Here is a 13,690-nt window from a genome sequence, read left to right on the forward strand (position 1 = left end):
TGTCCGCAGGCAAGGCTTTGGCGCAAGCCCTTATGTTTCCTGCATTTTGTGTGAAAATTTCAGGATGATGAACTCGGCCGGTCGCACTACGGCCATGCCGATTTCGACGATCATGCGACCTTCGAGAATGTCCTCGGCGGTCATCGTTTCGCCCAGCCCGACCTTGACGAAAAAGGCTTGCCCGGTGGTGGCGCCCATCAGCGCCCCCTGCCGCCATTGGATGGTCAGAAAATTCTCGATCATCGCCTTCACACGCACCCAGGTCGCGGCGACATTGGGCTCAAACGTGAAAGGTTCGCTCGCCTTTCGAATTGACTCCTCGGCCATGTTGAAGAACCGACGGACATTAATGTAGCGCCATTCGTTGTCGTTGCCGGCCAGCGTGCGCGCGCCCCAGACCAGCGTGCCCTTGCCGGTAAAGGCGCGGATCGCGTTGACCGACTTGCCGGTGCTGGTCACGTTCAGCCGGCCCTGCATCGCGTCATTGACCTTCACCGCCGGGCCGATCACCTCGTTCAGCGCGACATTGGCCGGCGCAACCCACACACCCTGATTGCGGTCCTTCATGGCATAGATCCCGGCAATCGTGCCGCTCGGTGGTTGCAGTGACATCTCGTGGATCACCCGATCCCGCGCCGCGCGCATTACCGAATGCCCCGCGAACAGCCGTGTCTCGCCCCCCCGCGAAAGGAAATCCGCCGCGTCAAACACCGCCGTCACTGCCGCGCTCAGCCGGTCGAAATGCGACCGCAGACCGGCGGCTGCATTCAAGGCGCTTTCGATGTTGTCCGCCCCGGCATAGTTCGCCGGATCGACCGGAACGGCACCGGTATTGGCCACCGATATCCAGGTAGTGCCGTCCAGCGCGGCGTAATCCGTGGCGACGTTGGGTTCGGTGCGCCCGGCGGCGACCAAGGTGCGAACGGTGGCGTTCTTCTCCCAGCCGATCAGCCCATCAATTGCCGCCTGCACCTGGCTGTCGGTAGAAAGTGACGTCACCGCCAGGTTGATTTCGGCCGCCAGCCCGGCGGCACCGGCTTGCAACGTCTGTAGCCCCATTGTTATCGCGCGGGCCAGGATCACCAGGTTGCCGAACCGCGGCCGCACATCCGTAACGTTGGTCGACGGCGCCGCCTCGATATCGGCCAGAAGCGCGTTGAAATGCGTTGCCATCTCGCGGAAATTGCGTCGCCCCAGCGTGATCGGAGCGTTGGTCCAGCCGCTCACGTCGACCGCCGCGACCACGGCATCGACACCAGCATCCGCTGCGCGCATCGCGGTCAACAAGTCCTGCTCGTCCTGGCCCAGCAAGGCGTCGATTACCGCATCGGCGATTGCGGCATCAGCCGGGGTGCGGAACCGCAGGTCACGGAAATGCACCTCGGCCTCGTAGATCGTGCGCAGCCACGGGTAATATGCCGCGCCATAACGCAGGTTCTCGGTGCCCGCTTCAGAGCGGAAAATCGCCGCCGGATCGGTGCCGACGGCTGGCGCCGCATTGCCGCTGCGCAGATCCATAATGGTGAAACGGTCCTGCAGGTCGCCGCATTGCGCAAGCGCCGCCTTGTGCAGGCTGCCCTGCTGCACGTCGCTCAGGATTACCGCATCCGGGAACAGGATCAATGTCGGCGCATCGATGCCGCGCAACGCCTCGACCCCACCCTGAAGCCCGGTTGTGCTGGTGCCCAGCGACACCTGCGCCGGATAGGTGCCGACCGACACAACGAAGCAGGGTCCGCCACCATTGGCGAAATATTGCCGGAGCGCGGTGAACATGTAGTACCGCCGCGCGGCCAGCGTGTCGTCCAGGGGCGTAACCGCGCCGATGGCGTTACCGGCCGCGGTATCGAGTTGCACATTCCACGCCGCGGGGCGGAAGCCGCCGCCGAAACGGGCTTCGAAATCAAGAAGCGAGGAGATCCGCGTCGGCACGCGGTTGAGCGACCCGCCATCCGCGCCGGTGGCGCGCTCGGTATAGCCCACGAAAGCAGGAACGGCGGTTTCCACCGGCACCACCGATGGGGGGAAAACGCTGATCTCTTCGATAAAGACACCGGGTGTCGTATAGTTCATTTTGGGACCTCCTGACTGGTCCGGGCACTCGCGGCCCTCATGCGGTTGGCAGGATGTGCGAGAAGCGCAGCACGATGAATTCGGCCGGACGGACCACGGCCATGCCAATCTCGACGTTCAGCCGTCCTTCCAGCACGTCCTGGGCGGTCATGGTCGTGCCCAAACCGACACGGACGAAAAACGCCTCGCCCGGGGTTGCCCCGGCCAGCGCGCCGTCGCGCCACTGGTTGGTGAGGAAATTCTCGATCATGCCTTTCACCCGGGCCTGGGTCGCAGCATTGTTCGGCGCAAAAACAAAAGGATAAGATGCTTTTTTGCAGCTTTCCTCGACCATATTGAAGAACCGCCTGACACTGATGTAGCGCCATTCGTTCGAGTTTCCGTCCAGCGTACGTGCACCCCAGACCATCGTGCCGCGACCGGTGAATTCGCGGATCGCATTGACCGACTTGCCGGTCGAGTGCACGTTCATATGGTCGTTCAGCGCCTTATCGATCTTGACCGTCAGGTCGCGCACCCCGGTCAGGCTCACGTTGCCGGGCGCCTTGAACACGCCGCGGGTGCGATCGACCGTGGCATAGGCACCGGCGATCGCCGGTCCCGGTGGCAGCGTGACCGAGAATGCATCGAGCGAAGCACGAATCCGGCCGTATAGCGCCGGGTTGGCATTGGCGCCCTCGCGCAGTTCGGCCAGCGTGCGCCCATTGGCGGGGCTCGGCGGCGGCTGAATCTCGCCGCTATCGTCGCGGAAGGCACCCTGAGACACGGTGATCGTCGACTCGTCCCAGGGCCAACCGATCGTCGTGCGGATTTGCGGGTGATAGACTGCGCCATATTTCAGGTTCGACGTGCCAATACCGTTACGGAACTCGTCGATTTCGCCCTGCCCCGGCTGATCGCCGCCCAGGATGTCGCCAATCAGGAACCGGTCGCCCAGATCGGCGCATTGCTTCAGCGCCGTGCTCAGTACGGTGTGGTAAAGTGCCCGGTTGGTGGCGTTGACCGGTGTCATCATCGACAGGTCTGGCATGACGATCAGGGTCGGTTCATCCTCCAGCGCAAGTGCTGCCAGCCCGGCGGTGTGGGTATCGGCGATCTCGCTCGCATTGCGCGCCGAATGATCCCCAAGCGACACGACGTAACAGTCGCCGCCGCCATTCATGTAGAAATGCCGCAGCGCGTGGTTTAGCGTGAAGCTGGCCGCCGTTGCCACCGTGCCGCCCATGCCGCGCGGATCGCCAACACCCGAAGCCGGAACCCCGTCGGCATCCACCGCTACCTCGAACCCGCCGATCGACGGCGCGGCGCCGAATAGCAGTTCGAATTCCAGCAGGCTGGTAATCCTCCGCGGCTGGTTGACCAAGGGCTCGCCGCGGTATTGGGTATTGCGTGTATAGCCCAGAAAGGCCGGCACTGCCGTCTCCACCGGCACCACCGACGGAGGGAATTTCGTGATTTCTTCGACATAGACGCCTGGGGTTCGGTACGTTTCGGCCATGGGTCTCGCTCAGCTAAAGGGTGGAAGGTTGGAAAGATGGACGTCGGCGAACCATTCGCCGGCCTCCTTGCTCAGGCCCGACGGATCGGCGCGCGCCAGAAAGATGCGTTCGTCGATGCCAGCGGTGGCAGGGTCGTCCTGGCGCAGAAGCGTGCCCGCGCCGATCCGGGTCAGGGCCCGCATATCGGTCCCAAGAAGAATGTTCGCATCGGTCGTGTCGGCAACAACCTCGGCGCCGGCGCCGACCGGCTGAGGTGCCGCGAAACGATAGCGCAGCCGGGCAGCCGCATTGGCAAAGCGCAACTCGTAGCGCGGCGAACGGATCAGTCCGGTATTGTCCAGAAGCGCAAAGTCGCCAACGCCTGGGCCGATCTCGATCACGCCCAGCCAGCGGGCGGAGAACGCCGCCGCATCGAGATAGAAATCAAGCCCCAGCGCCGGCAAAGCCGCGCCTGTGCCGTCATGCACATCCAGCCGGTATCTCCCCGGCGGCAGGTCGCCCAGCGCCACCGGCAGCCGGACCAGCGGGTCGGTGTCCTCGAAGCTGCGGCGCCGCAGAACCGGGCCGCCGCCGGGCCGCCGCACCCGGACTTCAAGCCGTGTCGCCGCCGCTGCACCGACATCGATCTCGAAGTTCGGCGGGCGCAACACAACCTGATCCGCGCCGGTCGCGTACTGGTTGGCGACGGGACCCAGATCGGCCCAGTCGGCGGCGTTGCCGAGATTGGCGCCCGGCGCGTTCTGCAGCGCCCGGAACAGGTGATCGCCGCTCATCACCACCGCTCCCACCGCGTAGCTTTCGGCTGGGTCGTGTGTAGCGGTCGGGCGCCGCTGCCAGTCCGCCGCCAATGGCAGCGCCGACGGCCCGGTATCGCGCCGTGCCTGGAACAGCCGTGTGTCAGCGCCTAGATATTCGGCACGCAACTCACCGGCTTGCCAAACCCGCACGGGGTCATGCGCCGGCACCTGCCGGCTCAGATGTAACTCACCACCGCGTGCATTGCCGCTGGCGTTGCCGAACACGTGAAATCCAACGCCCAAGCCCGCCGTATAGGCGGTAAAGCTCGGATCGGTGACCTCAAGTGCGAAACGCAGCAGATCGCTGCCAGCCATCGGCCGGCGTGGCGCCGTACTTCCCCGTGCAAGCTCTACACCCAGCCTAGCGCCTTCAGCCGTTGTCTTGAACAGCAGCCCACGACCGGCCATCAGCCGACGGGTTTCGGCGGTAGGCGCGATCCGCATCCATTTTGCCGCGGGCCGAGCCCGGCGCAGCCGCATCTGCGTGTCTTCCGGCAGCGCCTCGTGCAGCACGGCGTCCGAATTCAGCCAGTAGTCGTGCCGCAATCGCAGGTCGAAAAGCACGCCGAACGCCATTCAGCCGCCCTCCCGCGCCAGCGACGCCTGGGTGTCGTGCAGATGCAGAGGGATATCCAAAATCTCTCCACCGCCGCGCGCCGGTCGATCCTCGGACAGCCCAACCAGCCGCGCGCGATATGCCAGGAATGGCAACCCCTTGCCGCCCAGTGCACCCCAGATGAAAGAGGTCTCTTCCAGTGACACGGTGACCAGTTCGAGTGTCACCTTCAGTTCCGTCCCCGGCGCCAGCGCCGGCAACGCCCCGGGGTAAAGCCCCGGATCGAAGCGCCGCTGCGACTGAAAAAAAGCCGCCACCTGTCCAATCCGCGTCAGGGCGGTTCCGTAGTTGGAAAAATTGGCCGAAAAGACCAGGAAAAGGTTCAGGTGAACCGGTCGATTGCGTACCACCACCCCACCGCTTTCGACAAAGGCAGTCGGCCCGTTTTTCAGTGCGCCTTCTTCCTCGACATTCAGAAGCGTCAGCAGAATCTTGTTGTCCAGTCCCGACGTGCCGTTGCCCCCGTCGATCTGGGCCGGGCTACCTGGTACCGCTATGTCGGCGCTGCCTACCACGTTGCCCTCGCGGGCGTGCAGGTACTGGTTCAGCCCGAACAGCAATAGCGTGGCGGTTTCGGAAATCATCGGTTACTCGCCCCGCTCGTCGTCTTCGGGAAAACCCGGCGCAAGTTCGTGCAAGGCCCGCCCCAGCCCTGCCAGTGAACGGAAATGGCGCAATGCGCCGGATTCCACGCAGCGGGCGCTGCCACGCCAGAGCGGTGGGCCCGGCTGCTCGCGATGCTCGCACCAAAGGGTGACCACATAGACCTCTGCGTCAAAGGTTTCATCTTCCATCGCCCCGAATGACCTGTGCGTGGTTTGCACTCAGAGTGACGGGGCGCCGTCACCGGCCGGTCACGGCCTCGTCACAGAAGCGTCACGGGCGAAAAAATCCGGCCGGACTTCGCCGGTTATTTCGCGCTGCCCGAGTTACCGGGGATCTGTGGGGTCAAGTGGATCTCGGAACCGCCGCACGCTCGGCGGCTTCCGGCTTGGGGCCATCATGCGCACCCCGCGCGGACAACGGGTTCTGGGCGCCAGGTCTTGCCTGGGTGCCATGGCCATCGAAGCGCACTTCGGACCGACCCCGTCAGTGCTTTGAAGTTAATGTGTGACCGGGCGGTCATCCCGCTCGGAAATCCGCGCAGCAAGATCGGCATGCGACAGCGCCAGTTCCTGAAGCGCCGCCTCGACCCGGCGCAGCGCCCGGTCAAGCTCGGCATCGGCCGAACAGGAATGCGTCTTCGGCGCTGCCAATGCCTCCCGCGTCGCAATCTCCGCCCTGAGCGCGCGAGTCTCCGGCATCGGCGCAATGCCCAGTTCCTCGGCGATAATCCGGGTGCAGAATTCGTATTGCCGCAGCGCCTGAACTCTCTGGCCAAGTTTCAGATACAGCCGGATAACTTCTCGATGCACCGATTCGCGCAGCGGGTCACGGTCGAGAATGCGCCGCCCGTAGATCAGCGCTCGTTCGTATTCGCCGGCATCGCGGGTCGCGACCATCAGCGCGAAAAGCGCCCGCGACCGCGCCGCGTTCAGCCGTTCGCGCTCCAGGATGACCCAATCGTCGTAATAGCCTTCCAGAAGCTCGCCCTCCAACCCGGCCACCCCGGAATCCAGCGCCGCAAAGGCATCCGGACAGCGCGAGATATCGCCGCGGCGTGCATGCGCTCGCTGGAACGCGACTGCATCGCACCGGATATCGGCCGACCAGTTCAGCCCGATCTCGCCCGCCGTCGCCGTCAGGAACCGACCGCGATCGGCGCGGCCGGGTTCGATCGCCCGGCGCAACCGCCACAGTGCGGTCTTGAGCGCACCGCGTGCCCGCTCGGGCGGCGCATCGCTCCACAATTGTGCAGCCAGTTTCTCGCGCGCATGCGGGCAAGCGTTGTTCAGTGCGAGAAATCCCAGAAGACGGACCTCGGAACGGGTGGTGGGGCTCGTCCAGCCGGTTCCATGAAGCGACACGGCCGGCGCCCCGAAAAGGCGGATGTTCAATGCAACCATGGACCTGCAATCTCAGGTAAAAAAAGCATGACAAGTCGCAAAACGCGATCACGTGTAAATATGACCCTGACTACCATGTATGGGCGAACCGCGCAACGCGCGCACCGGTCCTGTCCCGGGGGTTGGCGGGTCTCCGCCCGTGCTACGTTCTACTCCTTCCCGCAAGGCAGCGCCGGCGCGCGCACCCGAACCCGAAGGTTCCGTCGGTGACTGCGAAACTTTTGGCGAAGGTGCCCTTTTCACGTTTTTGCTCGCGGCAACGCAGCAGCGATCGCTTCTCGACGCACGACCAGTCCGCATCGCGCGTCACCCGTCGCGCTGGAACGAGACCTTGTGCCGGTGGCGCGCACTTCGCGGGTCGCATCAACCCGGTGCATTCTCTGCCCGACAAGTTTATCAACCCGCCGCAGCTTCGTGACAATTTCCTCCGGCCTGTGCCTCTTCATAGCCCCCCTGATCCTCCGTTTTCCTGAACATATCGGCGGACCCCTTCAGTTGGGGAGGATGAATTATCCACTCGGCTGACCGTCGTTGATGGCCTTCATGCAGGCGCTCATGGCCATGTCCGACCACCCGCCAAAAAGACGTCTGCGCAAGCACGGTCGCCTTCTCCTGGGCTGAATCGCCCGAAGAGAACCTAGCGGTAACGCGCCAAGCACGCCCTATCAGTTCAGCGGCCGCGGCCACGCAGCGAAAACGTGAGCCCGCCTGGGTCACCGGCACCGTCAGGATATCTGGGCACAAGCTGCCGATTGCCGGTACCCCCAGAAACCTTCCTGTTGTCGGAAGAGGTTTCCCTGAACCTGGAAGGCAAATTCCCTGTTGCTAAAAAGAACAGAGAACTGAGCCCTAAGGCATTGTTCCCGCCTCCATACTCAGGGACCAATTCCCGGGATCGGGCCGATATCGCGTCGAAACCGGCGGATCTCCTGAAAATTCCCTGCAACCAGGGAGTTCAAGGTCGAGACCGGTTCGCTCAAGACTGCCTGCACCGAGATGAACTGCTCGATCTGGTCGCAGGCCAAGCTTCCGGCCAGCAGGGTCCGTCGCGCCGATACCGATGGTGCCCGCGGTGTAAACCGACCGGCTTTTGTCGCTTCCCGGCAAGCGCTGGCGCTTCCCCCGACGCTCAATGGCGGCACCCGTTCCACCGCTGGAAAGGCCGGTTACATGAGCTTCGCCCCGATCGCCGATTTCGTTCTCGGCGCTCCCGATATCCCCGACAGCGCCTATGACATGGCTGCCACTCTGCTCATCGACACCATTGGAATCACCGCTGCAGCAGCCGGGCTCGACGCCGGGCAGATCGCCCGCGACCACGCGGCAGCCTTCCACGCCGCTGGAGCGCCCGAGCACGCCGCGCCCATGCTGTTCGATGGCCGCCCGGTCTCGATCCCCGGGGCAGCCTTTGCCGCCGCGACCCAGACCGACAATCTCGACGGCCACGACGGGCTCAACGCCACCAAGGGCCATATCGGCTGCGCCGTGGTGCCGGCGCTGTTCGCCTTTGCCGCCCAACGCCCCGACCTCTCGGCCCGCGAAGCCCTGACGGCAATGATCCTCGCCTACGAGATCTCGGCCCGTGCTGCGATCACTCTGCATGCGACCGTCAGCGACTACCACACCTCCGGCGCCTGGAACGCGCTCGGGGTCGCCGCACTGGGGGCGCGGCTCCTGGAACTCACCTCGGACCAACTCCGCCAGGCGCTCGGCATCGCCGAGTACCACGGGCCACGGTCGCAGATGATGCGCGAGATTGCCCATCCCACCATGCTGCACGACGGATCCGGTATGGGCGCGCTGGTCGGCTCGATGGCAGCGCTGCTGGCGCAGCAAGGCTTCACCGGCGCGCCGGCGATCACCGTTGACAGCGCCGAAGCGGTCCCGTTCTGGGCCGACCTGGGCACCGACTGGACCATCAAGAAAAACTACATCAAGCCCTACCCGATCTGCCGCTGGGCCCATGGCGCGCTCGAAGCGCTGGAGCAGATCCGGCGCCGGCAGAACTTTACCGCCGACGACGTGACCGCGATCGATGTCGCCACCTTCGCTCAGTCTGCCGCGCTCTATCCCGGCCTGCCGGAAACCACCGGTCAGGCGCAATATGCCCTGCCCTTCCCCTTGGCGGTGCTGATGGTGCATGGCGCCATAGGTCCCGATCACATTTCGGGCCCCGGCTTGCGCGACCCACAGGTCGCGGCATTACTACCGCGCATCACCGTGCGTGAGGAACCGCGCCATTCCGCCCGCTTTCCCGCCGGGCGCTGGTCGGATGTCACCGTCACGCTGCGCGATGGCACGCGGCTGGACTCGGGTGACACCAACGCCCGCGGCGGCCCCGAAGCCCCGCTGACACTCGACGAAATCGCGACCAAGTTCCGCACGATGACCGTCGGGCTTAGCCCCACCCGCACCGAGGCACTCTGGACGATGCGGGCTCGCCTGCTTGATCCCGGCACGGCTTTCGCGGACCTGGCCGCGCTCAGCCTCGACCCGCCGGAAACCGCGTCGCCACCGGGCTAAGCCTCGGTCAGGCCGCCGCATTTCCGCCGCGATTGATGCGAAATTTCCTCGAAATTGTTTCCATTTTGCGCACAAGGCGCCGCATTTCCCGCCAATCCTGCGTCCAGGCAACCAAGACGACCACCGCGCAAGGACTGTTTAACGATGACAAATGTTACCCCGACCGCAAGGGACCGGAACGGCGCACGCCACGCGCGCCTGTTCGAACTGATCCGGCAGAACAACATCGCCGCGCAGCACGGTCAGAACCAATCGCTGTCGGCCCCCGCGGCCCCACAGCACACGATCCGGCAATTCGCCCAGGCCGCCCGCACATCGCTGCTGCCCGAAGAGCAACAGGCATTGGGTATCTCCGCCAGCTTCGGCCGCTGAGTACTCTTCTCCAACGCGCCCGTTAGCCTGCGCTTTCCCGCGCCGCTTCGTCCACCGTAGCGATCCGGGCGCCGGCCTTGTTAGTCGTCACCACCCCCAGCGATTTCAGCTTTCGGTGCAGCGCCGAACGCTCCATGCCAACGAACTGCGCCGTGCGGCTGATATTGCCGCCGAACCGGTTGATCTGGGTCAGCAGGTACTCCCGCTCGAATGCCTCGCGTGCCTCGCGCAGCGGCAGTGTTGCCAGCACCCCCGACAGGATCACGCGCCCGCTGTCGCTGGTTTTTTCCTCTTCCGACGGCAACTCGCGCGCCTCGATCTCGCCGGTGCCGTCCCCCAGGATCAGCAGCCGTTCGATCATGTTTCTGAGTTGGCGCACATTGCCCGGCCAAGTCATGGTCTGCATCAGCGCCACCGCTTCGTCGCTCAAGGGCCGCAGCGGCAGACCCTGGCTGCGGTTGAATTCGCCAATGAAATACTCGGCCAGAAGCGGGATATCCTCGCGTCGCTCTTCCAGGCTCGGAACCGAAACCGGCACCACATTGAGCCGGTGATACAGCTCCTCGCGGAACCGGCCGGCCTCGATCTCGGCCATCAGGTCCCGGCTGGTCGAGGAGATCACCCGCAGATCGACTCGAACCTTGTCGGCACCGCCCGATCGCAGAAATTGCTGGTCGACCAGCACGCGGAGAATCTTGCTCTGCGTGCCCATGGGCATGTCGGCGACCTCGTCGAAATAGATCACGCCACCATGAGCCTCTTCCAGCAGGCCGGGCTCAATGCCGCGTTCTGGGCCTTCGCGCCCAAACAGCACCTCTTCCATCCGGTCAGGCTCGATCGAGGCGCACCCGACCACCACGAAGGGCCCCTCCTTGCGGTTCGACTGAGCATGAATATAACGCGCGGCGATTTCCTTACCGACGCCCGACGGTCCCGACAACATCACCCGCCCGTTCGATTTCGTCACCTTATCGAGCTGACTTATCATGGCGCGATAGGCGGCACTGGCGCCGATCATCTCGGCGCTGACCGTTTCCTTGCGCTTCAGTTGGGTGTTTTCCCGGCGCAGGCGCGAGGTTTCCATCGCGCGGCGGATCACCACAAGAAGCTGGTCGATGTTGAACGGCTTCTCGATGAAGTCGTAGGCCCCCTGCTTGATTGCCGCGACGGCGATCTCGATATTGCCATGGCCGGAAATGATCACCACCGGCACGTCCGGGAAATCGCGCTTGGTCGCTTTCAGGATATCGATCCCGTCCATCTTGCTGTCCTTCAGCCAGATGTCGAGGATCAGCAGCGCCGGCGGGTCCTCGGCGATGGCCGCCATCGCATCGTCGGAATTTCCGGCCAGCCGCGTGGCATAGCCTTCGTCTTCGAGGATATCGGAAATCAGTTCCCGGATGTCGCGTTCGTCATCAACAATCAGAATGTCGCTCATGGTCCTGTCTCACACCGCTTGTTTTTCTCTGTCCAAATCAATTTGCTCAGCCGGAGACACCGGCAGCCGGATCACCGCCATGGCGCCGACATGGGCACCGTCCGCAAAGGCCGGTGCGTTTTCGAGGGCAAGGCTGCCGCCATGCTCCTCGATAATCTTCTTCACGATCGGCAGGCCGAGGCCGGTGCCCTTGTCGCGTGTGGTTACGTAAGGCTCGAACAACCGGGCCCGGTCTTCCGGCAGCCCGATGCCGTTGTCGGCAATGGTAATCACCGCATGGCCATCCTCGCGCACCGTCTCTACCCGGATTTCGGGGCGGTAATCCGCATCCGGCCCGTGGGTTTCGCGCCAGGTCTCGGTGGCCTCGCCGGCATTCTTGATCAGATTGGTCAGCGCTTGGCTGATCATCGTGGCATCGAACTCGCCCTGCAACACATCCTCGGCCAGGTCCGACGTGATCATCACCTCCGGCTGCCCCGACTGCTGCAACACCACCGCGTCGTTGACCAGCTTGGTCAGGCTCTCATGCCGCCGGTCCGGTTCGGGCATTCGGGCGAATTTGGAAAACTCGTCGACGATCCGGCGCAGATCATTGGTCTGTCGCACGATCACGTCGGTAAGCTCGGCAAGGCTCTGCGCCTCGGCTTCTTCCAGGTGGCGCGAGAATTTGCGCTTGATACGTTCCGAGCTCAGCTGAATCGGCGTCAGCGGATTCTTGATCTCATGGGCGATGCGCCGAGCCACATCCCCCCAGGCGGCCATCCGCTGGGCGCTGACCAGGTCGGTCACGTCGTCGAAGGCCACGACGTAACCTTCCAACTCGCCGGCCTCGCCTTCGCGCGTGGCCATCCGTACCAGCAGGTTCTCCAGTCGGCCACCCCGCGTCACCCGCACTTCGCCCTGCACCACCCGCTGCGGTCCCGCCCGCAGGCTGTCGAACAGGGCGGCAAATTCCGGCACCGCCACGCTCAGAGCAATCTGCGACTGGTGTTCGCGCCAGTCGAGCAGCCGTTCGGCCGAGCGGTTGACGAATGTGACCCGGCCCTCCGAGTCCACGCCAACGACACCCGACGTCACCGAGCTCAGCACCGAATCGAACAGCCGTCGACGTCGCTCGATCTGCTCGGTGTTGGACAACAGCGCATCGCGTTGACCCTTCAATTGCCGTGTCATCTGGTTGAAATACCGCCCCAACATGGCGATTTCGTCGTCACCGTCTTCCTCGATCACTTGCACGTCGAGATCACCGGCGCCGACCTGCTGGGCGGCGCCGGCCAGCCGCCCAACCGGCCGTGACAGCCGTTCGGCAAACCATAGGCCCAGCCAGATCGCCGCCAGGATCAGGATCACCGCGAAACCGAGATAGAGCAGCCCGAACTCGAACAGCACCCGCCCGCGTTCGGCTTCAAGCTGCTGGTACAGCCGCACCGTTTCCTGGGTTTCGTCCAGCAGCTTGAGGATCTTGCCGTCGACCTCGCGACTGACATAGACCAGCCGGTCGGGAAAATTCTCCAACGGCACGATGGCCCGGAACTCGTTGTTGTCCCAGTCCGGGATCATCGCGATACCTGCCTCGCGCGCCTCGGCGATCTGCTCGGTCGACGGTTTCTCGAAGTCGAACAGGTACGAGCGTTTGCCCCGCGCCCTGAGTTCCCCGGTGCCGTCGATGGCATAGGCTTCACGCATCTCCGGCTGGAAGCGCTGCTGGCCCAGTGTCAGCACCTCGCGCACTTCCGGGTCCTGCATGAAAGGTGTGGCGGTGCGCGCCAGGTCGATCATCCGGGCAAGCGACCGCGCACTGTCATCCAGCGACGACCGGTGCTCGGCCTCATAGGCTCGCGCCGCCGAAAACGACGAGCCCACCACCGAGCGCACCCGCTCCGAGAACCAGCCCTCGAGCCCGATATTCAGCATCAATACGGCAAAGATCGCCACGATCACCGTCGGGATCAGCGCCATGATCACGAAAACCCCGGTCAGCCGCATGTGCAGACGCGACCCTGCCGACCGGGCCCGGCGGGCGATGATCATCCGCGCCACCCGGCTCATCACCAGCGCGGCGACGATCACCACATAGACGAGATCGGCCAGAATCACCAACCGCAATGGCGTCGAGCTTGCGCCCTGCTGGATCTGCAACAGGATCAGTGAGGTCGCCAGCACCAGCACTGGCGCCAGACTCACCAGACCCCACGTTGCCAGCGTCTGCGCGCGCCGCAGACGCCGCAGACGCACAAGCCTGTTCCACCAGCCTGATTGTGCCCGGGATGCCACCCGCTGCCCTCTTGATCTTGTGACGCCCGCGCGCCCACACCGCTTATTTTGTGGCTTGTTCCGGCGTTGAGGCGCCGATGCCACTCTTCTGT

10 protein-coding genes are annotated in these 13,690 nt (G+C 64.3%); 2 read left to right on the forward strand and 8 right to left on the reverse strand.

Going from position 1 to position 13,690, the window contains the following annotated elements; all coding sequences use genetic code 11:
- Positions 1–30: 30 nt before the first annotated feature.
- From NO357_RS02385 to NO357_RS02410, 6 genes are all read right to left on the reverse strand, one after another.
- A complete protein-coding gene (locus tag NO357_RS02385; protein ID WP_306734011.1) occupies positions 31–2,073 on the reverse strand; it encodes a phage tail sheath C-terminal domain-containing protein in 2,043 nt (680 codons plus the stop codon).
- Between the two features lie 37 nt (positions 2,074–2,110).
- The gene (locus tag NO357_RS02390; protein ID WP_306734012.1) at positions 2,111–3,571 is read right to left on the reverse strand and encodes a contractile injection system sheath protein; all 1,461 of its coding nucleotides are present in this window, start codon (positions 3,569–3,571) and stop codon (positions 2,111–2,113) included.
- Positions 3,572–3,580: 9 nt separating this feature from the next.
- A complete protein-coding gene (locus NO357_RS02395) occupies positions 3,581–4,945 on the reverse strand; it encodes a hypothetical protein (RefSeq protein ID WP_306734013.1) in 1,365 nt (454 codons plus the stop codon).
- Positions 4,946–5,569 (reverse strand): contractile injection system cap protein, encoded by a 624-nt coding sequence (locus NO357_RS02400; RefSeq protein WP_306734014.1) that lies wholly within the window; start codon positions 5,567–5,569, stop codon positions 4,946–4,948. It abuts the gene before it with no gap.
- A 3-nt stretch (positions 5,570–5,572) separates the two neighbouring features.
- Positions 5,573–5,779, reverse strand: coding sequence for a hypothetical protein (locus NO357_RS02405; protein ID WP_306734015.1), 207 nt, complete (start codon positions 5,777–5,779; stop codon positions 5,573–5,575).
- Between the two features lie 309 nt (positions 5,780–6,088).
- Positions 6,089–6,952, reverse strand: a complete 864-nt coding sequence (locus NO357_RS02410) for an AfsR/SARP family transcriptional regulator (protein WP_306734016.1) — start codon at positions 6,950–6,952, stop codon at positions 6,089–6,091.
- Between the two features lie 1,209 nt (positions 6,953–8,161).
- On the opposite strand from NO357_RS02410, the gene NO357_RS02415 reads away from it, so the two are divergent.
- A complete protein-coding gene (locus NO357_RS02415) occupies positions 8,162–9,514 on the forward strand; it encodes an MmgE/PrpD family protein (protein WP_306734017.1) in 1,353 nt (450 codons plus the stop codon).
- A 144-nt stretch (positions 9,515–9,658) separates the two neighbouring features.
- Positions 9,659–9,886, forward strand: a complete 228-nt coding sequence (locus NO357_RS02420) for a hypothetical protein (RefSeq protein WP_306734018.1) — start codon at positions 9,659–9,661, stop codon at positions 9,884–9,886.
- Positions 9,887–9,908: 22 nt separating this feature from the next.
- On the opposite strand, the gene ntrX is transcribed toward NO357_RS02420, so the two are convergent.
- Both ntrX and NO357_RS02430 read right to left on the reverse strand, forming a co-directional pair.
- Positions 9,909–11,324: a nitrogen assimilation response regulator NtrX gene (gene ntrX / locus NO357_RS02425; RefSeq protein WP_306734019.1), complete on the reverse strand. Its 1,416-nt coding sequence runs from the start codon at positions 11,322–11,324 to the stop codon at positions 9,909–9,911.
- A gap of 9 nt (positions 11,325–11,333) precedes the next feature.
- On the reverse strand, positions 11,334–13,598 hold the full coding sequence (locus NO357_RS02430; protein WP_306734020.1) for a sensor histidine kinase NtrY-like: 2,265 nt from the start codon (positions 13,596–13,598) through the stop codon (positions 11,334–11,336).
- Between the last annotated feature and the right edge of the window lie 92 nt (positions 13,599–13,690).

This window comes from Marimonas arenosa (assembly GCF_030848945.1).
GTDB lineage: Bacteria > Pseudomonadota > Alphaproteobacteria > Rhodobacterales > Rhodobacteraceae > Marimonas > Marimonas arenosa.

Bases quoted from the DNA above. Each gene is read 5' to 3' on its own strand.
- NO357_RS02385 (WP_306734011.1), bottom strand. From the start codon at position 2,073: ATGAACTATACGACACCCGGTGTCTTTATCGAAGAGATCAGCGTTTTC.
- NO357_RS02390 (WP_306734012.1), bottom strand. From the start codon at position 3,571: ATGGCCGAAACGTACCGAACCCCAGGCGTCTATGTCGAAGAAATCACG.
- NO357_RS02395 (WP_306734013.1), bottom strand. From the start codon at position 4,945: ATGGCGTTCGGCGTGCTTTTCGACCTGCGATTGCGGCACGACTACTGG.
- NO357_RS02400 (WP_306734014.1), bottom strand. From the start codon at position 5,569: ATGATTTCCGAAACCGCCACGCTATTGCTGTTCGGGCTGAACCAGTAC.
- NO357_RS02405 (WP_306734015.1), bottom strand. From the start codon at position 5,779: ATGGAAGATGAAACCTTTGACGCAGAGGTCTATGTGGTCACCCTTTGG.
- NO357_RS02415 (WP_306734017.1), top strand. From the start codon at position 8,162: ATGAGCTTCGCCCCGATCGCCGATTTCGTTCTCGGCGCTCCCGATATC.
- NO357_RS02420 (WP_306734018.1), top strand. From the start codon at position 9,659: ATGACAAATGTTACCCCGACCGCAAGGGACCGGAACGGCGCACGCCAC.
- ntrX (WP_306734019.1), bottom strand. From the start codon at position 11,324: ATGAGCGACATTCTGATTGTTGATGACGAACGCGACATCCGGGAACTG.